18 protein-coding genes are annotated in these 19,438 nt (G+C 69.7%); 12 read left to right on the top strand and 6 right to left on the bottom strand.

The features are described 5' to 3' along the window. Window positions 1–215 precede the first annotated feature (215 nt). The 11 genes from J2850_RS18215 (at window position 216) to J2850_RS18165 (ending at window position 10,404) form a co-directional block, all read left to right on the top strand. Complete coding sequence (locus J2850_RS18215) at window positions 216–944, top strand: histidine utilization transcriptional repressor HutC (RefSeq protein ID WP_246513192.1); 729 nt, start codon at window positions 216–218, stop codon at window positions 942–944. 64 nt (window positions 945–1,008) lie between these two features. Further along, window positions 1,009–1,833 (top strand): transporter substrate-binding domain-containing protein, encoded by an 825-nt coding sequence (locus J2850_RS18210; protein WP_246513191.1) that lies wholly within the window; start codon window positions 1,009–1,011, stop codon window positions 1,831–1,833. A gap of 312 nt (window positions 1,834–2,145) precedes the next feature. After that, window positions 2,146–2,793 carry an amino acid ABC transporter permease gene (locus J2850_RS18205; protein WP_209984274.1) on the top strand — a complete coding sequence of 216 codons (648 nt, stop codon included), beginning with the start codon at window positions 2,146–2,148 and terminating at the stop codon, window positions 2,791–2,793. A gap of 4 nt (window positions 2,794–2,797) precedes the next feature. Continuing rightward, window positions 2,798–3,502 carry an amino acid ABC transporter permease gene (locus J2850_RS18200; protein ID WP_209984271.1) on the top strand — a complete coding sequence of 235 codons (705 nt, stop codon included), beginning with the start codon at window positions 2,798–2,800 and terminating at the stop codon, window positions 3,500–3,502. Between the two features lie 104 nt (window positions 3,503–3,606). After that, window positions 3,607–4,371 carry an amino acid ABC transporter ATP-binding protein gene (locus tag J2850_RS18195; protein WP_209984628.1) on the top strand — a complete coding sequence of 255 codons (765 nt, stop codon included), beginning with the start codon at window positions 3,607–3,609 and terminating at the stop codon, window positions 4,369–4,371. Window positions 4,372–4,598: 227 nt separating this feature from the next. Continuing rightward, window positions 4,599–5,273 (top strand): energy-coupling factor ABC transporter ATP-binding protein, encoded by a 675-nt coding sequence (locus J2850_RS18190; RefSeq protein ID WP_209984268.1) that lies wholly within the window; start codon window positions 4,599–4,601, stop codon window positions 5,271–5,273. Next, window positions 5,273–5,896, top strand: a complete 624-nt coding sequence (locus J2850_RS18185) for an energy-coupling factor transporter transmembrane component T family protein (RefSeq protein ID WP_209984265.1) — start codon at window positions 5,273–5,275, stop codon at window positions 5,894–5,896. Before J2850_RS18190 ends, J2850_RS18185 begins: the two co-directional genes overlap by 1 nt. Window positions 5,897–5,922: 26 nt before the next feature. Further along, window positions 5,923–6,471: a biotin transporter BioY gene (locus tag J2850_RS18180; RefSeq protein WP_209984263.1), complete on the top strand. Its 549-nt coding sequence runs from the start codon at window positions 5,923–5,925 to the stop codon at window positions 6,469–6,471. Continuing rightward, entirely contained in the window at window positions 6,464–8,005 is a 1,542-nt protein-coding gene (locus J2850_RS18175; protein ID WP_209984261.1) for a class I adenylate-forming enzyme family protein, read from the top strand. The genes J2850_RS18180 and J2850_RS18175 overlap by 8 nt, the downstream gene beginning before the upstream one ends. Further along, the gene (locus tag J2850_RS18170) at window positions 8,002–9,168 is read left to right on the top strand and encodes a thiolase family protein (RefSeq protein WP_209984258.1); all 1,167 of its coding nucleotides are present in this window, start codon (window positions 8,002–8,004) and stop codon (window positions 9,166–9,168) included. Before J2850_RS18175 ends, J2850_RS18170 begins: the two co-directional genes overlap by 4 nt. Continuing rightward, window positions 9,169–10,404 carry an MFS transporter gene (locus J2850_RS18165; protein WP_209984254.1) on the top strand — a complete coding sequence of 412 codons (1,236 nt, stop codon included), beginning with the start codon at window positions 9,169–9,171 and terminating at the stop codon, window positions 10,402–10,404. A gap of 29 nt (window positions 10,405–10,433) precedes the next feature. On the opposite strand, the gene purT is transcribed toward J2850_RS18165, so the two are convergent. Continuing rightward, on the bottom strand, window positions 10,434–11,603 hold the full coding sequence (purT, locus tag J2850_RS18160; RefSeq protein ID WP_209984250.1) for a formate-dependent phosphoribosylglycinamide formyltransferase: 1,170 nt from the start codon (window positions 11,601–11,603) through the stop codon (window positions 10,434–10,436). A 219-nt stretch (window positions 11,604–11,822) separates the two neighbouring features. Between purT and J2850_RS18155 the strand changes: the two genes are divergently transcribed. Beyond that, on the top strand, window positions 11,823–12,227 hold the full coding sequence (locus tag J2850_RS18155) for a hypothetical protein (RefSeq protein WP_209984247.1): 405 nt from the start codon (window positions 11,823–11,825) through the stop codon (window positions 12,225–12,227). A 9-nt stretch (window positions 12,228–12,236) separates the two neighbouring features. Here J2850_RS18155 and J2850_RS18150 read toward each other — a convergent pair whose 3' ends face one another. The 5 genes from J2850_RS18150 to J2850_RS18130 form a co-directional block, all read right to left on the bottom strand. After that, entirely contained in the window at window positions 12,237–12,512 is a 276-nt protein-coding gene (locus J2850_RS18150) for a DUF5985 family protein (RefSeq protein WP_209984244.1), read from the bottom strand. Beyond that, window positions 12,512–12,781 carry a DUF5985 family protein gene (locus J2850_RS18145; protein WP_209984241.1) on the bottom strand — a complete coding sequence of 90 codons (270 nt, stop codon included), beginning with the start codon at window positions 12,779–12,781 and terminating at the stop codon, window positions 12,512–12,514. The genes J2850_RS18150 and J2850_RS18145 overlap by 1 nt, the downstream gene beginning before the upstream one ends. A 30-nt stretch (window positions 12,782–12,811) precedes the next feature. Next, a complete protein-coding gene (locus J2850_RS18140) occupies window positions 12,812–13,186 on the bottom strand; it encodes a hypothetical protein (protein WP_209984237.1) in 375 nt (124 codons plus the stop codon). Window positions 13,187–13,250: 64 nt separating this feature from the next. Further along, window positions 13,251–15,626 (bottom strand): response regulator, encoded by a 2,376-nt coding sequence (locus tag J2850_RS18135; RefSeq protein ID WP_246513190.1) that lies wholly within the window; start codon window positions 15,624–15,626, stop codon window positions 13,251–13,253. Beyond that, on the bottom strand, window positions 15,623–19,438 hold a 3,816-nt coding region (locus tag J2850_RS18130), incomplete at its 5' end, for a response regulator (protein WP_209984234.1). The genes J2850_RS18130 and J2850_RS18135, both read right to left, overlap by 4 nt.

Below are 19,438 nucleotides of genomic sequence, written 5' to 3'. Positions count from 1 at the left end.
CCCGTCGCCGCCGCAAGCCCTGGCGAAGGAAATAGGCTCTGCCTGCTGCATTGCGAAAAATCCGGGTTGCGGCCGGGCCTCAGGCCCGGGAATTGGCGATTGACCAGACGTTTATGTACATACATTATCCTCCGAACGTCACAGTGCGGCGCAAAAACGGGATGCACGGATTGGAGCGGCAGGACCTGGCAGGACGGGACCGCGACGGTCCTGCCTTGGATGGCAGGGGACCGCTGTTCGACCAGATCAAGCGCGCCGTCGCCGGACAGATCCTGCGCGGACACTGGCGGGCCGGCGAACGCCTTCCCAACGAGCAGGCGCTGTCCACCCTCTACGGCGTCTCGCGGCAGACCGTGCACAAGGCGATCGCCCTGCTCGCCCGTGAAGGGTTCCTCGTCCGCCGCCGCCGCGCCGGCACCTTCGTCGCCAAGGGCCGCGGCGACCGCTTCGCCCTGCCGATCGAGGACATCGGCGACATCGTCGCCCGCGAGGGCCGGGTTTACGAGTTCCGTGTCCGCGAACGCAAGACCCTTGCCAATGGCGAGGGCATCCGCTGGCCGGATCTGCCGGACGGCGCCCCGATCCTCGTGCTGGAATGCCTGCATTTCGGCGACGGCACGCCGATCCAGCTCGAGCGCCGCCTGGTCAGCCTGGACGCCGTGCCGGAGGTGGTCGACGAATCGTTCGACAGCGTCGCCCCGAGCCGCTGGCTGGTCGACCGGGTGCCGTGGTCGTCGGCCGAACACACCGTGCGCGCCGTGAACGCGACCGCCGACGCGGCCGCCCTTCTGGGCGTGGAACCGGGCACCGCCTGCCTGTCGATCCGCCGGCAGACCATGCATCTCAGCCGCCCGGTCACGCTGGTGCATTTCCTGTCGGCTGGGGACCGCTTCAGCCTGAGCGGGGCGTCCATCACCGACAGCGCGACCGAGTTGAATTTGTAAACACAAAATGGCTGGCATGGATGCCGGCCGCAACAGGGGGTCCGACGATATGGAGAGCAACGTTATGGGTAAGACGGTGAAGGCGGCGCTTCTGGGCGCCACTCTGCTGGTGGCCGGGTTCGCCGCCACGGCGCAGGCCGATACGCTGGCCGACGTGAAGAAGGCGGGCACGCTGGCCGTCGCGACCGAAATGCAGTTCCCGCCCTTCGACTTCCTGGAGAACAACGAATACAAGGGCGTCGACCGCGACCTGTTCGACGAGGTGGCGAAGGAGCTGGGCGTCAAGGCCAAGTACATCGACCTGCCCTGGACCAGCGTCCTGCCGGGTCTGGAGGCCAAGAAGTTCGATCTGGTCATCGCCCCGGTGACCATCACGAAGGAGCGCGTGAAGCGGTACGCGTTCACCGTTCCGATCTCCGAGGCGACCGCGGCGTTGATGAAGCGGGCCGACGACAAGTCGATCAACAGGCCCGAGGACATCGCCGGCAAGACGGTGGGCGGCGGCAAGGGCACCTCGCAGCTTGCCCAGGTGAAGGAGTTCGGCCAGACGCTGAGCCCCCAGCCTACGGTCAAGGAGTATGTCGACAGCAACCAGTCCTACGCCGACCTGGCCGCCGGTCGCGTCGACGCCTCGGTGAACTCGCTGCCGAACCTCGCCTTCGCCGCTGCCCAGCGCAAGGAGACCTTCGCCGTCGTGCTGCCGCCCTTCGGCAAGCCCTCCTACTTCTCCTGGGTCGGCCGCATGGGTGACGACGACAAGAGCCTGATCGAGGCGATCAACACCGCCCTGGTGAAGATCCAGAAGGACGGCCGCCTGGCGACCATCCAGAAGAAGTGGTTCGGCATGTCGCAGGAACTGCCGACCACGGTTCCGGAACCCCAGCTCTAAGCAGGGCCGATCCGCCATTCCTCCTCGCCGCTCGCGGCAGGGGGAATGGCCTGTCCGTCATTCCCGCGGCGGCGGAAATCAGGCACCCGTCCCGCGGCCTCCGTGCCGGGAGGTCCCGATGGCCGCCGGTTCGGGCTGGTGAAGAAGCCGCACCGACGCCGTTCGCGGATCGGCCGCCCGCCCGCCGTCGCAGCGCGCATCGGCCAAGGGACGAGAAAGCCCATTTCATGAAGTTCCCCGTCCCATGAAGTTCCCCGTCCCATGAAGTTCCCCGTCCCATGAAGTTCCCCGTCCCATGAAGTTCAGCGTCCCATGAAGTTCAGCGTCATCATCGACGCGCTGCCCTACCTGCTGCAGGCGGCCGTCACGACCGTCTGGGTCTCGCTGCTCGGCATGCTGCTGGGGCAGGTGATCGGCGTGCTCGTCTGCGTCGCCCGCCAGTCGGGCAGCCGGGCGGCCGACATGGCCGGCGGCGTCTATGTCAGCTTCTTCCGCGGTGTGCCGCTGCTGATCCAGCTCCTGCTGATCTACTACATGCTGCCGCTGGTGGGGATCGATGTGCCGCCGCTGGTCGCCTCGGTCGCCGCCCTCGGGCTGGCGTCAGGCGCCTATGTCTCCGAGATCTATCGCGGCTCCCTGAATGCCGTGCCGCACGGCCAGGCGGAGGCGGCGCTGGCGCTGGGTTTCCCCGGCACCACGATCTGGTCGCGCATCCTGCTGCCGCAGGCGTTCCGCATTTCGGTGCCGGCGCTGATCAACGAATTGATCCTGCTGCTGAAGGCGTCCTCGCTGATCTCGGTCGTCGGCGTGGCGGAACTGACGCGGACCAGCCAGACCATCTCGGCCAGCAACTACCGACCGCTGGAGATCTACCTGGCGGCCGGCGTCATCTATCTGGCGATCAACGGCGTGCTGGCCCTGTTCGGCACGGCGGTCGAACGCCGGCTTCAGCGCGGGTGAGGCGATGCTCGACACGTCCCTGATCATTCAGTACGGCCCCTCGCTGCTGCGCGGCTTCGGCGTCACCATCCTGTGCTGGGCCGCCGGCTGCGCCATCGGCATGACGCTGGGCTTCGTGCTGATGCTGCTCCGGCAGGTGCCGCTCCGGCCGTTGCGCTGGCTCATCCGCGCCTATGTCGAGGTGATCCGCGGCACGCCGTTCCTGATCCAGCTCTTCCTGCTCTACAACGGCGGCCCGTCGATCGGCCTGCGGCTGGAGGCGACGACCGCCGGTATCCTCGGCCTCGGCCTTTACGGCAGCGCCTATTTCGCCGAGATCTTCCGTGCCGGCTACCAGGCGGTGCCCAAGGGACAGGTGGAGGCGGCGCTCAGCCTCGGCATGTCCTACGGCGCCATCCTGCGTCGCGTGATCGTCCCGGCGATGCTGGTGTCGACCATCCCGGCCATCGTCAACATGATGGCGATCCTGACCAAGGAGACCGTCGTCCTGTCGATCATCACCGTGCCGGAACTGATGTACGAGATGCAGACCATGGCGGCGGAAACCTTCGCCACCTTCGAGACCATCCTCGGCATGGCCTTGTTCTACTGGCTGCTGGTGGAGGTGACGTCGCGCCTCGGCCGCCGCCTGGAGGCACGGGTGACCCGCTTCCTGACCCATTCCTCGACCCCCACCCCGTCCACCCGGACCTCGACCGCGAGGGCGTGATGATCGCCGCTGACAAGAACGCCACGAACACCGCCCCGAACGGCGCTTCCCTGCCCCGTACCGCCGGCGGCGGCCCCAACGGTAGCCCCGCCGGCACCACGCCGATGGTCACCGTCCGCGGCCTCGGCAAGAGCTTCGGCACCAACGAGGTGCTGCGCGACATCGACCTGACCGTCAACCGGTCGGAGGTCGTGTGCCTGATCGGCCCCAGCGGCTCGGGCAAGAGCACGCTGCTGCGCTGCATCAACTTCCTGGAGGCGTACGACCGCGGCGAGATCCGCATCGAGGGCACGCTGGTCGGCTACAGCGAGGACAGCCCGCGCCGCCGCCTGACGAACCGTGAGCTGCGGGGGCTGCGCCGCAACGTCGGCATGGTGTTCCAGCAGTTCAATCTGTGGCCGCACATGACGGCGCTGGAGAATGTCGCGGAGGCACTGGTCCAGGTCCGTGGCATGAACAAGGCCGACGCCGCCGCCCGCGCCCGCCAGATGCTGGAGCGCGTCGGGCTGGCGGCCAAGGCCGACAGCTATCCTGCCCGCCTGTCCGGCGGCCAGCAGCAGCGCGTCGCCATCGCGCGCGTCATCGCCATGGAACCGCACCTGATGCTGTTCGACGAGCCGACGTCCGCGCTCGACCCCGAACTGGTGGGGGAGGTGCTGCAGGTCATGCGCGACCTCGCTGCCGACGGCATGACCATGGTGGTGGTGACCCATGAAATGGGCTTCGCCGCCAACGTCGCCGACAAGGTCGCCTTCCTCGATCATGGCCGCATCGCCGCCTTCGGCACCCCGCGTGAGGTGTTCCACGAATCGGCCGAGCCGCGCGTCCAGCAATTCCTTCAGACCTATCATGAGAGGAACAGCTTCTAAGCGCTTGATTGTCAAATATTCCAGCCGGGGCGTCTGCTTGCCGTCCCGGACCGGATGCGGGCGGTTCCCCCGCGCGGAGCCGACTGTGGGCGAGCCTCTCCCCTCCGTTGCGGCGGCAGGGGGCCGCCGCCGGACATCGGTACAGTCCCCTGGAACGCCGCCGCCAAACCCGCTAAGACGCTTCGCACCCGCAACGGATCTGCAGCGCGAAGGCTTCGCCCCGGCCGATGATCGAACTCCGCTCCGTAACCCATGCCTATGGCGACCGCCCCGTGCTGCACGACCTGTCGCTGCGGCTGGAGGAGCGGCGCATCGCCATTCTTGGCGGCAACGGGTCGGGCAAGAGCACGCTGGCCCGCCTGCTGAACGGCCTGATCGTGCCGACGGCGGGCAGCGTCAGCGTCGACGGGCTGGACACGCGGCGCGACGGCCGGGCGGTGCGCCAGCGCGTCGGCTTCGTCTTCCAGAATCCCGACACCCAGATCGTCTATCCGACGGTAGAGGAGGATCTCGCCTTCGGCCTGAAGGCCCGCCGCCTGCCCAGGGACGAGATCGCCCGCCGGGTGGCGGCGGCGCTGGAGCGCTACGGCCTCGCCCGCTACCGCCACCAGCCCGCCCATCAGATGAGCGGCGGCGAGAAGCAGCTCCTTGCCATCGCCGGGGTGCTGGTGCTGGAACCATCCCATGTGGTGTTCGACGAACCGACCACGCTGCTCGACCTGCGCAACCGCCGCAAGGTGATCCAACTCGTGCGCGACCTGCCCCAGCGGGTGGTGGTGGTCACCCACGACCTCGACATGATCATGGATTTCGATCGCGTCGTGGTGCTGGAGGGCGGGCGCGTCGTCGCCGACGGCCCGCCGGCCGAGGCGGTGCCGGCCTACGTCGAGCGGCTCGGCTGATGCTGGGGCTCTACCTGCACCGGGACTCCGCCGTCCACCGCCTGCCGGCCGGCGCGAAGATGGGCGGTCTGCTGCTGCTGACGGCGGTGGTGCTCACCCTGCCTGGCGCCTGGGGCGCCCTGGCCGCCATGGTCGCCGGCGCCGCGCTGCTGGCGGCGGCGCGGCTGCCGCCCGGCCGGGTGCTGCGCGACCTTAGGGCGCCGGTGGTCATGCTGGCGCTGCTGTTCGGCATCCAGGCACTGCTTGCCGGCACCGGCTGGCAGGACGCGGCAATCGCCGTGGCCCGCTTCGCCGCCCTGATCCTGCTGGCGACCGTGGTCACCCTGACCACGCGCGTCATGGACATGGTCGACCTGTTCGAACGCCTGTTCGGGCTGCTGCGCCCGCTGGGCGTCAACCCGGCCAAGATGGCGCTGATGCTCGCCCTGACCATCCGCTTCGTGCCGCTGCTGGGCGACCTGGTGCGCGAGGTGCGGATGGCCCAGCGCGCCCGCGGCGTCGAGCGGAACATGGCCGCCTTGTTCGTTCCGCTGCTGGTCAAGATCCTCACCATGGCCGATGATCTGACCGCCGCACTGGAAGCGCGCGGCTACGATCCGGCGGACACCGGGTCCCAACGATAACAGGCCATCCGAAGGAAGCGTCCTCCATGCTGTCGACCCGCGACCTCGTCCTCTGCGCCCTGTTCGCCGCCCTGCTCGGCGGGCTCGGCATGGCGCCGCCGATCCCGCTCGGCTTCCTGCCGGTCCCGATCACCGCCCAGACGCTGGGCGTCATGCTGGCCGGCACCATCCTCGGGGCCCGGCGCGGCGGGCTAGCCGCCCTGCTGTTCGTCCTGCTGGTGGCAGCCGGGTTGCCCCTGCTCGCGGGCGGGCGCGGCGGCATCGGCGTGCTGATGGGACCGACCGGCGGCTTCGTGCTGGCCTGGCCGCTCGGCGCCGTTATCACCGGCTGGCTGGCGGAACGCTTCGCCAGCGGCACCAGCCCGGTCCGCCTGTTCGCGGTCAGCGTCGTCGGTGGCATCCTGGCGGTCTACGCCGTCGGCATCCCCTGGCTGGCGCTGGTCGCCGGCCTTCCCATCGAAAAGGCCGCACTCGGCACCATGGCCTTCCTTCCCGGCGACCTGATCAAGGCCGGCGTTTGCGCCTTCGCCGCCGCCGCCGTGCGCCGCGCCGGCATTCTGCCGCTCCATGCCTGACCGCAGTCCGCGAGCCGCCAAGTCCGCAGCCGATATCCTGAAGGCCGATACGCTCGCCCGTCCGTTCGTGCTGGCCGCGGAACGGGCGCCCGGTCACCCGGCCCTGCTCGTCGGCGGCGACGCGCTGACCTATGGCGATCTGCTCGGCCAGGTGCGGCAGGCCGGTGCCGGCGTGGCGGCACTGCGCCGGGACGGCGTTCCGCCGCGCGTGGCCCTGAGCCTCGGCAACCAGCCGGAATTGCTGGCGCTGTTCTTCGGCATCGTCGCCGCCGGCGGGGTGGTCGGGCTGCTCGACCCGAAATGGAGCGCCGCCCAGACCGACGCGGCGCTCGACACCCTGCGCCCGGACCTCCACCTGACGTCCGGCACTGCCGCCGGCTGGATCGCCGCCCAGCCGGCGGGCTGGGCGGTACCGGCGGTCGACCCGCGCACGCCGTTCCTGATCGGCTTCACCTCAGGCACCACCGGACGGCCGAAGGCGTTCATCCGCGACCAGGGCTCCTGGCTCGCCACGCTGGCGGCGAGCCGGGTCGAGTTCGGCATCAGACCCGGGGATGTCGTGCTGGTGCCGGGGCCGCTGACCCACGGCCTCGGCCTTTACGGCGCGGTGGAGGCTTTGTCGGCCGGGGCGACGGTCGAGGTCCAGCCCAGGTTCGATGCCGCGGCCGCCGCGGACCGGCTCGCCGGATCGGGCCTCACCACGCTGGTGGTGGTGCCCACCATGCTGGTCGGCATCCTCGACGCGGCGGAACGGCAGGGGCGGCGCTTCCCGGCACTGCGCCGGGTGGTCTGCTCCGGTGCCAAGCTGGCGCCGGCGGTGCACGACCGGCTGGTGGCGCTCTGCCCCGACGTGACGGTGCTGGAATATTACGGCGCCTCCGAACTCAGCTTCGTCAGCCTGCGGTCCTCGCGGGAGGGCGCCCCCGCCGACAGCGTCGGCCGCCCCTTCCATGGGGTGGACATCGACCTGCGTGACGACGCCGGCCACCCGGCGGAGCACGGCCGGCCCGGTACCGTATGGGTGCGCAGCCGCATGCTGAGCAACGGCTATCTCGGCGGCACCGACGGATCCGGCTACCGCGAGCGCGACGGCTGGGGCACCGTCGGCGATTATGGCTGGATCGACGAGGACGGTTGGCTGCGCCTGATCGGGCGTGCCGGCGACATGGTGGTCAGCGGCGGCCTCAACGTCTATCCGGCGGAGGTCGAGGCCGCCCTGCGTGCCCATCCCGCGGTGGCGGAGGCGGTGGTGTTCGGCCTGCCCGACCCCTATTGGGGAGATGCCGTGTCGGCGGTGGTCTGGTGGCGCGGCGCAGTGACGGCGACGCTGGCCGAGCTGCGCGCCTGGTGCCGGGAACGGCTTGAGGCCTACAAGGCGCCGCGCCGGCTGTTCACTGCCGACGACATGCCGCTGACCGGCAGCGGCAAGATCGCGCGTGCCGACGTGCGGGAGTTTGCACGCTCGGGGCTGCTGGCGTCGGCGGGAGTGGTGGCCGACGCCGCGGAAAGGCCAGCCGCGGGGAAGCCTTCATGACCCGCGCCGTCATCGTCGCCGCCCGCCGCACGCCGGTCGGGCGCATCGGCGGCTCGCTGCGTGACCTGCCGGTCGAGGACCTCGCCGCGCCGGTGATCCGCGCCGTGCTCGCCGACGCCGGGCTTGAGGCGGCTGAGGTGGAGGAGGTGCTGCTCGGCAACGCCGTAGGACCCGGTGGCAACGTTGCGCGGCTGTCGTCGCTCTCCGCCGGGCTGCCGCTGGCGGTTCCGGGCGTCACCGTCGACCGGCAATGCGGATCCGGGCTGGAGGCGATCAACCTCGCCGCCCGGCTGGTGCAGTCCGGCGCCGCCGAGGTCGTGCTCGCCGGCGGGGTGGAGAGCACCAGCACGGCCCCCTGGCGGGTCGCCAAGCCGACCAGCCTCTATCGCAGTCCCAGCTTCTTCGACCGCGCCCGCTTCGCGCCCGATGACATCGGCGACCCGTCGATGATCAAGGCGGCGGAAAACGTCGCCACCGCCTACGGCATAAGCCGCGAACGGCAGGACCTCTACGCCCTGGAAAGCCACCGCAAGGCGGTTGCTTCGCAATCGTCCGGCCGCTTCGCACGGGAAATCGTGCCGCTCGCCCTGCCCGATGGCCGGACCATAGCGCACGACGAGTGCCCCCGCCCCGACACCAGCCTGGAGCGCCTCGCCGGCCTGCGGCCGGTTCTGCGGCCGGACGGGACGGTGACTGCCGGCAACGCCTGCCCGGTCAATGATGGCGCTGCCGTGGTCGCCGTCGTCTCGGAACGGAAATCCCGGGCGCTCGCCTCGCCGCGCGGCCTCGTGGTCGTGGATTCGGCGGCGGCGGGGGTGGACCCGAAGCTGCTGGGCACCGGCCCGATTCCGGCAGTGGCCCGGCTGCTCGCCCGCAATCCCGGCCTCACCCTCGACGACATCGACCTCGTCGAGTTCAACGAGGCATTCGCCGCCCAGGTGCTCGCCAGCCTCGATGCTCTCGGCATCGAGGAGCACCGTGTCTGCATCGGCGGCGGCGCGCTGGCGCTCGGCCATCCCTACGGCGCGTCGGGTGCGATCCTGGTGACGCGGCTGTTTTCCGAACTGCTGTTCCCGCCGGCGGGACCGGCGCCCCGGCGGGGCATCGCCACGCTCGGCATCGGCGGCGGGCTCGGGCTCGCCACACTTCTGGAGCCTGTCTGAATGACCAGCACCGCCGCGACCGGCGACAGTTTCCGGTCGGCCTTCCGCCATCGCGCCTTCGCCCTGTTCTGGTGCGCGCGGGTCTGTTCGATGCTGGCGATCCAGATGCAGGTGGTGGCGGTCGGCTGGCAGGTCTATGCCATGACCAGCGATCCGCTGGACCTCGGCCTCGTCGGGCTGTTCCAGTTCCTGCCGACCCTGGCCCTGGTGCTGGTCGCCGGGCACGTCGTCGACAACAACGACCGCAAGACGGTGCTGTTCGGCGCCCTGTCGCTGGAGATGCTGGCGATCGGCGGGCTGTTCGTCATGACGCTCGCCGGCTGGTTGTCGCCCCCGGCGATCTTCGCCGTGGTGGCGCTGATCGGCCTGGCCAAGTCCTTCGAGGGGCCGGCCAACCAGGCCATCCTGTCGGCGACCGTTCCGGTCGAGGATCTGCCGAACGCCGTCGCCTGGCAGTCCTCGGGCGTGCAGGTGGCGCAGATCTCGGGGCCGGCGCTGGGCGGGCTGCTCTACATCGCCGGACCTGCGGCGGTCTACGGCGTCAGCACGGCGATGCTGCTGCTGTCGGTCTTGCTGATCGCCGCCTGCCGGCCGCGCCCGGTGACGATGGTCAAGCGCGCGATGAGCTGGCACAGCATGCTGGCCGGTGCCTCCTTCATCCGCAGCCGGCCGGAGATCCTGGGCGCCATCTCGCTCGACCTGTTCGCCGTGCTGCTCGGCGGCGCGACGGCGCTGCTGCCGATCTATGCCCGCGACGTGCTGCATGTCGGCCCCTGGGGCCTCGGCGTGCTGCGTTCGGCCCCGGCGCTGGGTGCGCTCGCCATGGCGATGGTCATCACCCGCTGGGGCGTCAAGCGGCATGCCGGTCGCTGGATGCTGGTGGCCGTCGCCGGCTTCGGCGCCGCCACCGTCGCCTTCGGCCTCTCGGCCGATCCGGTGCTGTCCTTCATCGCCCTGCTGGGCGTCGGCGCCACCGATCAGGTCAGCATGTTCGTACGGCAGACGCTGGTGCAGCTCTCCACCCCGGACGACATGCGGGGCCGGGTCGGCGCCGTGACGTCGCTGTTCATCGGCGCCTCCAACCAACTCGGCGAGTTCGAATCCGGCAGCATCGCCGCCCTGCTGGGCGCGGTGCCGGCGGTGGTGCTGGGCGGCGTCGGCGCCATCATGCTGGCCGGCACCTGGGCGGTGCTGTTCCCGGCGCTGCAGCGGGTCGACCGCCTGCTGGGCCGGTAGGGCACCGCCGCCCCTCCCCGTCGTATGCGTTACAGGTAACGGATCGTCACCTTGTCCGCCGCCTGGCGGGCACGGTCGCGGGCCTCGTCGGTGCTGGTGCCGGCGGCGAGCGCCACGCCCATCCGGCGGTTCTTGCGGGTGGTCGGCTTGCCGAACAGCCGCACGTCCACGTCATGCTCGGCACTGCCGAGCCGCAGCGCCTCGGCCAGCCCCTCGATGCGGAAGGCGTCCGCTTCGCGGTCGGCGAGGATGACCGCGGAGGCCGACGGGCCGCGGCAGGTGATGGCCGGGATCGGCAGGCCGAGGATGGCGCGGGCGTGCAGCTCGAACTCCGACAGGTTCTGCGACAGCAGGGTGACCATGCCTGTGTCGTGCGGTCGCGGCGACAGTTCGGAGAAGACCACCTCGTCGGCGGTCACGAAGAACTCGACGCCGAAGATGCCGTAGCCGCCGAGGTTGTCGACCACCTTGGCCGCCATTGCCTTGGCGTCGTCCAGCATCCGCTGTGGCATGGCGACCGGCTGCCAGGATTCCTGGTAGTCGCCCCGCTCCTGCCGGTGGCCGATCGGCTCGCAATATAGAATGCCGTCGCGGGTGCGGACGGTCAGCAGGGTGATTTCGTACTCGAAGTTCACGAACTCCTCGACGATCACCTTGCGGCGGTCGCCGCGCATGTTGGCCACCGCATAGTCCCAGGCGGCCTCCAGCCCGGCGGCGTCGCGCACCGTGCTCTGCCCCTTGCCCGACGAGGACATCACCGGCTTGACCACGCAGGGGAAGCCGGTGTGTTCCGCTGCGGCGAGCACCTCATCGAGGCTTTCGGCGTAGCGGTAGCGCGAGGTGCGCAGGCCAAGCTCGGCCGCGGCGACCTCGCGGATGCGGTCGCGGTTCATCGTCATGGTGGCGGCGCGGGCCGAGGGCACGACGGTGGTGCCGGCATCCTCGAACTCGTGCAGCACCTCGGTGCGGATCGCCTCCACCTCGGGGACGATGAAATCCGGACGGTGCTTGGCGATGGCGGCACGCAGCGCGTCGGCATCCAGCATCGAGAACACCTCCGCCCGGTCGGCGACCTGCATCGCCGGGGCATTGGCGTAGCTGTCGCAGGCGACCACCTCGCAGCCCAGCCGCTTGGCGGCGATGAAGAACTCCTTCCCCAGTTCCCCGGACCCCAGCAGAAGGATCTTGGCGGTGAACATCCCAGCACTCCCCGTAATAGCGTCGGCGGCCCGACCATAGGGCTTCGCGCCGGCCGGGCCAAGCCCCGGCACCGGCCAAGCGCCATGCCGTCAATCGAGCCGAATATTTCGAAAAACAAATCCAAATGGAACCGGATGAAATGCGGTTGCCCATGCGTTCATACAGGAAGCGGCGCGAGAACCGCCCGGCGGACCGGGCAGCGGCTGCGGGAGGGTGCCATGGCTGCAGCGACGCGTGCTTTCTTCCCCGGCTCCCGGACGCTCATGGCCGGTTGCCTCGCCGCCGCGCTGGCCCTGCCGGGCTGCGCCGGAAACAACAACGACGATGTCGCCGGCGCGCTGCTGATCGGCGCTGCCGTCGTCGGGCTCGGCGTGCTGGCGGCCAGCGGGTCGGACGACGACGATCACGACAGCCGGCGCCGACGCCACGACCACCGGCGCTACGACGATGGCTACGGCGGGTATGGCGGCGGTTACCGCAGCGGCTACGGTGGCGGCTACGGCGGCCGCTATGCCGGCAACGGCCGCTGCGACGACGCGCGCTACCGGACCTCCAACGGCGGGCGGGCGGCGGCCGGCAGCGACGAATGGGACTGCCGGCGTTTCGGCGACGGGCGGAAGTAGGCGCCCGCCCTACCGCCGGCGCCCCTCCAGGTTCTTGCGGACGATGCCGGCGATGATCAGCAGGAAGGCGAGAAGCCGGATCAGGTAGACCCAGCTCTGCTCCTCCCGCTCCAGCCCCGCCAGGGCCAGCAGGGTCTGGCTCAGCGCCAGCAGCCCGAAGGCCAGCGCGAAGGCGACGAACAGGCCGTCGCGGGTCCGCCGCCAGAAGCTGAGGAAGAACAGCCCGGCGACGCCGTAGAGCGCCGCGATGACGCCGGTGATGAAGCTGTGGGTCGTGGGCGACATCAGCCGGCATCCCAGATGAAGCCGTAGAGCAGTACCCCGACGCCCGCCAGGGCGGAGAGCTGGCGCAGCGGCAGCAGGTCGACCTGCGTCGGCAGCACCACCACGTCGACGAACAGCAGCAGGTTGTTGATCGCCAGCGCCACGAAGCACAGCGTGCTCCACAGCAGCAGGCGGCTGCGCGACCGCAGATAGCTGCGCGCCAACAGCAGCATGCACAGCAGGCTGGCGGCGAAGCACAGCAGATAGACCGCGGATTTCACGGCCTCCATGGCAACCCACTTTCAGTCATTTGGCCCTTTTCAGTCATTCGACCGGAACCGGAAGGAATCGGCGAAGATCTGCACCTTGTTGCCGGGTGCGTTGAAGATCTCGCGGATGATGGCGGAAGGACGCGACGCATAGGCCTGCTCGATCTCCTCGACCCACTGGTCGAGCAAGGGAGCGGCCGGCCGGTAGCGATGCCGGCCATCGGCCTCCGCCACCAGCAGGCCGGCGCCGAGGAAGCCGGCAAGGGCCTCCTGCACCACGACGTCGCTGCCGCGCAGCTCGCGCACCAGATCGGCATTCGACCAGTCGCGGTCGGGATGGCGCCGCAACAGCATCAGCAACTCCAATGCCCAGACCGATCGGATGGAATTGCGGAGAAGAGCAAGAGCGTCATCGGACAGAACCATGAACCAAACCTGACCTGGTAATCTTGAACCGGCGGCCCGTCACTGCCGCCCTCGTTCCCCCTCGTCAGTCCCGCGCCGCCTCTGCCGGCATGGGAGGGGCTTGCAAGTCGAGCGCACGGCGGAGTGCACGGGCAAGATCGCCGTCGCGGTAGGGCTTGGCCAGCATTTCCGCCTGGGCCAGCACCGTGGCCGGGTCGGTCTCCCGCTCGCCGGCGGACGCGCCGGCCTCCACCTCGGGCGCGCTGGTGCCGTTGGCATAGCCGGACGCGAACAGCAGCTTCAGCGAGGGGTGGCGGCGCAGGGCCTCCATCGCCAGCTCGCGGCCGTTCATGCCGCCCGGCATCACGATGTCGGTGAACAGCAGGTCGACCGACCGGCGGTCCAGCAGGGCCAGCGCCGCCGCCGCCCCGTCGGCCTCCAGCACCTGATACCCCAGTGCCGCCACCGCCTGGACCGCCACCGACCGCACGTCGGCGTCGTCGTCCACCACCAGCACCATCTCGCCGCGGCCGGCGACGGCCTCGTCGTCGCCGGCATCCTCGGCGGCGGACCGTGCCCCCTCCACCGCCATCCGCGGCAGATAGAGGCGGAAGGTGGTTCCAGCGCCGGGTTGGCTGTCGATGCTGATCAGGCCGCCGGACTGCTTGACGAAGCCGTGGATCATGGCGAGGCCGAGCCCGGTGCCCTTCCCGGTCTCCTTGGTGGTGAAGAAGGGCTCGAAGGCGCGTTCGAGAACGTCGGGCGCCATTCCGCAGCCGCTGTCGGCGACCTGCAGCAGGATGTAGTCGCCGGCCTCGACGCTCATGCCATGGGCCGACCGCGGAGCGTCGAAGCGGATGTTCCCGGTGCGGATGCGCAGGGTGCCGCCGCCGGACATCGCGTCGCGGGCGTTGATCACGAGGTTCAGCAGCGCCGATTCCGCCTGCGACCGGTCGACCGCGGCAAGCCACAGCGGCTCGTCGCCGGCCGCCGGCTCGATCGAGATGGTGACGGCGCCGCCCAGCGTGCGCTCCATCAGCTCGCCCATCCCGGCGGCCAGCGCCGCCAGGTCGACCGGCTCGGGGTGGAGCTGCTGGCGCCGGGCGAAGGTCAGCAGCCGCCGCGTCATGTCGGAGCAGCGCAACGCCGCCTGCAGCGCCATCTCCGCCCGCCGGCCGGACTTGGGGTCTTCGGCCAGCGCCGGGACGAGGCGTTCGAGGCTGCCGATGACCACCATCAGCATGTTGTTGAAGTCGTGGGCGATGCCGCCGGTGAGCTGCCCGATCATCTCCATCTTCTGGATATGGGCGAGCTGGCGCTGGGCCTGCCGGGTTTCCGTCACGTCCAGGATGGTGCCGAACAGGTCGCACGGCACGCCGTTCTCGTCACGGACGACCACCGCCTGGTCCAGAAGGTGGCGTTCGCTGCCGTCGGGGCAGACCCAGCGGTATTCGACGGTGGTCAGGCCGGTCTGGTGCAGGGAGTCGAGCTGGCGCAGCACGCGGTCCCGGTCCTCCGGATGGATGCCGGCCTCCCAGCGGTGGGGATCGTCGGTGAAGGCGCAGGCCGGGCAGCCCAGCACCGACTGCGCGGTGTCCGACACGTAGCGGAAGGGCATCCCCGGCGTGAGGTCGGCGGTGTAGAGCACGATGGGAAGCTGGGCGAGGATCAGCGCCTGCCGCTCCTCCGCCCGGCGCAAGGCCTGCTCGGCGTGGCGCATCTCGCGGCGGACGCGTTCGTTCTCGTCCAGCAGGCGCTGCTTGGCCTCGACCTCGCGCTTCACCTCCTCGGTCTTGCGGTAGAGGTCGACGAAGACCTGGACCTTGCATTTGAGGATGTGCGGATCGACCGGCTTGAACATGTAGTCCACGGCGCCGGTGGCATAGCCGCGGAAGATGTGCGTCTCGTCCTTGTTGATGGCCGTCAGGAAGATAATCGGGATGTGGCGCGACTTCTCGCGCATCCGGATCATCTCCGCCGTCTCGTAGCCGTCCATGCCCGGCATGTGGACGTCCAGCAGGATCAGGGCGAAATCCTGCCGCAGCAGTTGCTTCAGCGCCTCCTCTCCCGACCGGGCGAGGACGAGCTGGGCCCCCAGCTCCTCCAGGGTTTCGCGCACCGCGAACAGGTTTCGTGGGTCGTCGTCGACGATCAGGATGGCGACGTCGGCCTTGTCGGGCCGCGGGGGGGCTTCGGTCGTCATGGTCCCGCTGTTCCATCGGGCGAGCGTGCCCGCCGTCACCGCCGGCGTGGCGGGGGCGGGTCCGGACGGCGGTGGAGGAAGATCCGCAGGCACCTCGGCCGGGATCGCCGCGGCCTGGTGGCTGGCCGTGCCGAGCAGGCGCGACCGCGGCCCCGCGGCCGACGGGGCCGACGGCAAGGCTGCCGCCGGGGTGCTCAGGGGCGGATAGGACGGGAAGCGGCGGGCGGCGCGGGCCGGGCGGAGCTTGCGCCGCGTCATGCCGGCATCCCCGTGCGGGAGAGCTGCCGTCCGCTCCTGGCGGTCCAGATCCGCAGCAGCGACAGCAGATGGTCGATGTCCACCGGCTTGGCGATGTAGTCGGTGGCACCGGCCTCGATGCACTTGTCGCGGTCCCCCTTCATGGCCTTGGCTGTGACGGCGATCATCGGCAGGGTGCGGAACTCCTCGATGCCGCGGATCCGGCGCATGGTTTCGTAACCGTCCATCTCCGGCATCATGATGTCGACCAGAACGACGTCGATGGCCGGATCGGCCCGCAGCCGCTCGATGCCCTCCCGCCCGCTCTCGGCATGCAGGACCTCGATCGAGTGGGATTCCATCACGCTGGCGAGCGAGAAGATGTTGCGGATGTCGTCGTCGATCACCAGCACGCGCCTGCCGGCCAGCGACGGGTCGTGCCGGCGCAGGTCGAGGATGCTCAGCCGCTTGTCCTCGGGCAGGCGATCGATGGCCCGATGCAGGAACAGCGCCGTCTCGTCCAGCAGGGCCGCCGGCGACCGGGTGCTCTTGAGGACCACCGTCTCGGCGAGGCGGCGAAGGCGGGCCTCGTCCTCCGGCGCGATCTCGGCGGAAATATAGACCACCACCGGCATCCAGGAGATCGCGTCGCGGCTGCGCAGCCACTCCACCAGTTCGAAGTCCTCGGCCGTCGGCCCTGCCAGCGTCGGGCTCGACAGGTCGAGCACCATGCAGTCGAAGCGGTCGGCGGCGAGTGCGGCGGTCGCCGCCTCGGTCGAGGTGACGGTGAGGGTCTCGACGTCGCCGTTGCCCACCAGGGCGGCGACCGCCCCCGGCTGCCGGCTGTCCTTCTCGACCACCAGCAGCTTGCGGTGCGTCCGGTCGCGGAAGCTCCGCACCCGGTTGAGGGCATCGAAGATCGCCTCGCGCTCCACCGGCTTCTCCGAATAGTCGAAGGCGCCCATCGCCAGCCCGCGCCGCCGCTCGTCCTTGGCCGAGATGACATGGACCGGGATGTGTCCGGTCTGGGGGTCGCGCTTCAGGAGGTCGAGCACCGCCCAGCCATCCATGTCCGGCAGCCCGATGTCGAGCAGGACGGCATCCGGCCGGTGCTTGCGCGCCAGCGGCAGCGCCGCCGCCCCGCCGGTCGACAGCAGCGTGCGGAAGCCCTTCTCGCGCGCCAGGTCCATCAGGATGGAGGCGAAGGTCGGGTCGTCCTCGACGATCAGGACCACCGGTTCCCCGGACGACGGCTGCTCGCGGTCCTCGCCGGAGGGCAGGAGGTCCGGCTGGCCGGCCGGCTCCTGCAGCGAGGCATCCTCCGCCGGACGGTGCGCGATCAGGGCGGCCGGTGCGGCGAGCTGCCCGGAGGCCACGGCGAAGGCGTCATGCACCCGCGGGACATAGAGGGTGAAGGAACTGCCCTCCCCCACCACGCTGGACACCCGGATCTCGCCGCCCAGCAGGCGGGCGATCTCGCGGCTGATCGACAGGCCGAGCCCGGTGCCGCCGTACTTGCGGCTGGTGGTGCCGTCGGCCTGCTGGAAGGCCTCGAAGATGATGCGCTGCTTGTCCTCGGGGATGCCGATCCCGGTGTCGGTGACGGTGAAGGCCAGCACCATCGGCGCCGCGCCCAGCGTCGGATGCCCGGCGCTCCAGCCGTCCGAGACGGGACGGACCTGGAAGGTGATGCCGCCGGCCTCCGTGAACTTGAAGGCGTTGGACAGCAGGTTGTTCAGCACCTGGGACAGGCGCTTCTCGTCGGTCTGCATCGCCGGAGGCAGGCTCTCGTCCATCTCGATGGTCAAGGCCAGCCCCTTCTCCTGGGCCATCTGGGTGAAGGTGCGTTCGACATGGCTGCGCAGGTCGGCGAGGACCACCTCCCCCACCTCCAGCGTGACCGTGCCGGATTCGATCTTCGACAGGTCGAGGATGTCGTTGATCAGCCCCAGCAGGTCGGACCCGGCGGCATGGATGGTGCGGGCGAACTCCACCTGGCGGTCGCTGAGGTTGGATCCGGCATTGTCGGCCAGCAGCTTGGACAGGATCAGCAGGCTGTTCAGCGGCGTGCGCAGCTCGTGGCTCATGTTGGCGAGGAACTGCGACTTGTATTTCGAGGTGAGGGCCAGTTGCTCCGCCTTCTCCTCCAGCGCCGCCTTGGCCAGCACCACCTCGCGGTTCTTGCGCTCCACCTCGATGTTCTGCTGCTCGAGCTGTTCCGCCTTCTCCTCCAGCGCCTCATTGGTGGTGGTCAGCTTCTCCTGCTGGGCCTTCAGCAGCTCCTCCGACTTGCGCAGCGAGGCGGCCTGCTGTTCCAGCCGGCCGTTGGTGGCGGTCAGCTCCTCCTGCTGGCTCTGCAGCTCGCGGGTCAGCCGCTGGGACTGCTTCAGCAGCCCTTCGGTGCGCATGTTGGCGGCGATCGTGTTCAGCACGATGCCGATGCTCTCGGTCAACTGCTCCAGGAAGCTCTGGTGCGTCTCGCTGAAGCGGTTGAAGCTGGCCAGCTCGATCACCGCCTTCACCTCGTCCTCGAACAGGACGGGCAGGACGATGATGTTCAGCGGTGGCGCCTCGCCCAGTCCGGAACTGATGGCGACGTAATCGCGCGGCACGTTGGTCAGCAGGATGCGCTTCTTCTCGTAGGCGCACTGGCCGACCAGCCCTTCCTTGAGCTGGAAGCGGTTGGAGAGGTTCTTGCGCTCCTTCAGCGCGTAGGAGGCCACCAGCTCAAGCAGCGCGTCGTCGCGCTCGCGGGTGGCGACATAGAAGACGCCGTGCTGGGCATTCACCAGCGGCGCGATCTCCGACAGGATCATGTTGGAGACGGTGACCAGATCGCGTTCGCCCTGCAGCATGCGGGTGAACTTGGCGAGGTTGGTCTTCAGCCAGTCCTGTTCCGCGTTCTTCTGCGTCGTGTCGCGCAGGTTGCGGATCATCTCGTTGATGTTGTCCTTCAGCGCCGCGACCTCGCCCATCGCCTCCACGGTAATGGAGCGGGTCAGGTCGCCCTTGGTCACCGCGGTCGCCACCTCGGCGATGGCGCGCACCTGGGTGGTCAGGTTGGCGGCGAGCTGGTTGACGTTCTCCGTCAGGTCCTTCCACAGGCCCGCCGCACCCGGCACGCGGGCCTGGCCGCCCAGCTTGCCTTCGATGCCGACCTCGCGCGCCACGTTGGTGACCTGGTCGGCGAAGGTGGCCAGCGTGTCGATCATGCCGTTGATGGTGCTGGCCAGCGCCGCGATCTCACCCTTGGCGTCCACCGCCAGCTTGCGCTTCAGGTCGCCGTCTGCGACCGCGGTGACGACGCTGGCGATGCCGCGCACCTGGCCGGTCAGGTTGGCGGCCATCATGTTGACGTTGTCGGTCAGGTCCTTCCAGGTGCCGCCGACGCCCTCCACCTTGGCCTGGCCGCCCAGCTTGCCCTCCGAGCCCACCTCGCGCGCCACGCGCGTCACCTCCGAGGCGAAGCTGTTGAGCTGGTCCACCATCGTGTTGATGGTCGACTTCAGTTCGAAGATCTCGCCCTTCACGTCCACCGTGATCTTCTTCGACAGGTCGCCCTTGGCGACGGCCGTCGTGACCTCGGCGATGTTGCGCACCTGGCCGGTCAGGTTGGCGGCCATCATGTTGACGTTGTCGGTCAGGTCCTTCCAGGTGCCGGCGACGCCCTTCACCTGCGCTTGGCCGCCCAGCTTGCCCTCGATGCCGACCTCGCGCGCCACGCGGACGACTTCCGAGGCGAAGCTGTTGAGCTGGTCCACCATCGTGTTGATGGTCGACTTCAGCTCCAGGATCTCGCCCTTCACGTCCACCGTGATCTTCTTCGACAGGTC

The organism is Azospirillum picis (genome assembly GCF_017876115.1).
GTDB lineage: Bacteria > Pseudomonadota > Alphaproteobacteria > Azospirillales > Azospirillaceae > Azospirillum > Azospirillum picis.
This window is presented reverse-complemented; position numbering and strand designations above follow the sequence as displayed.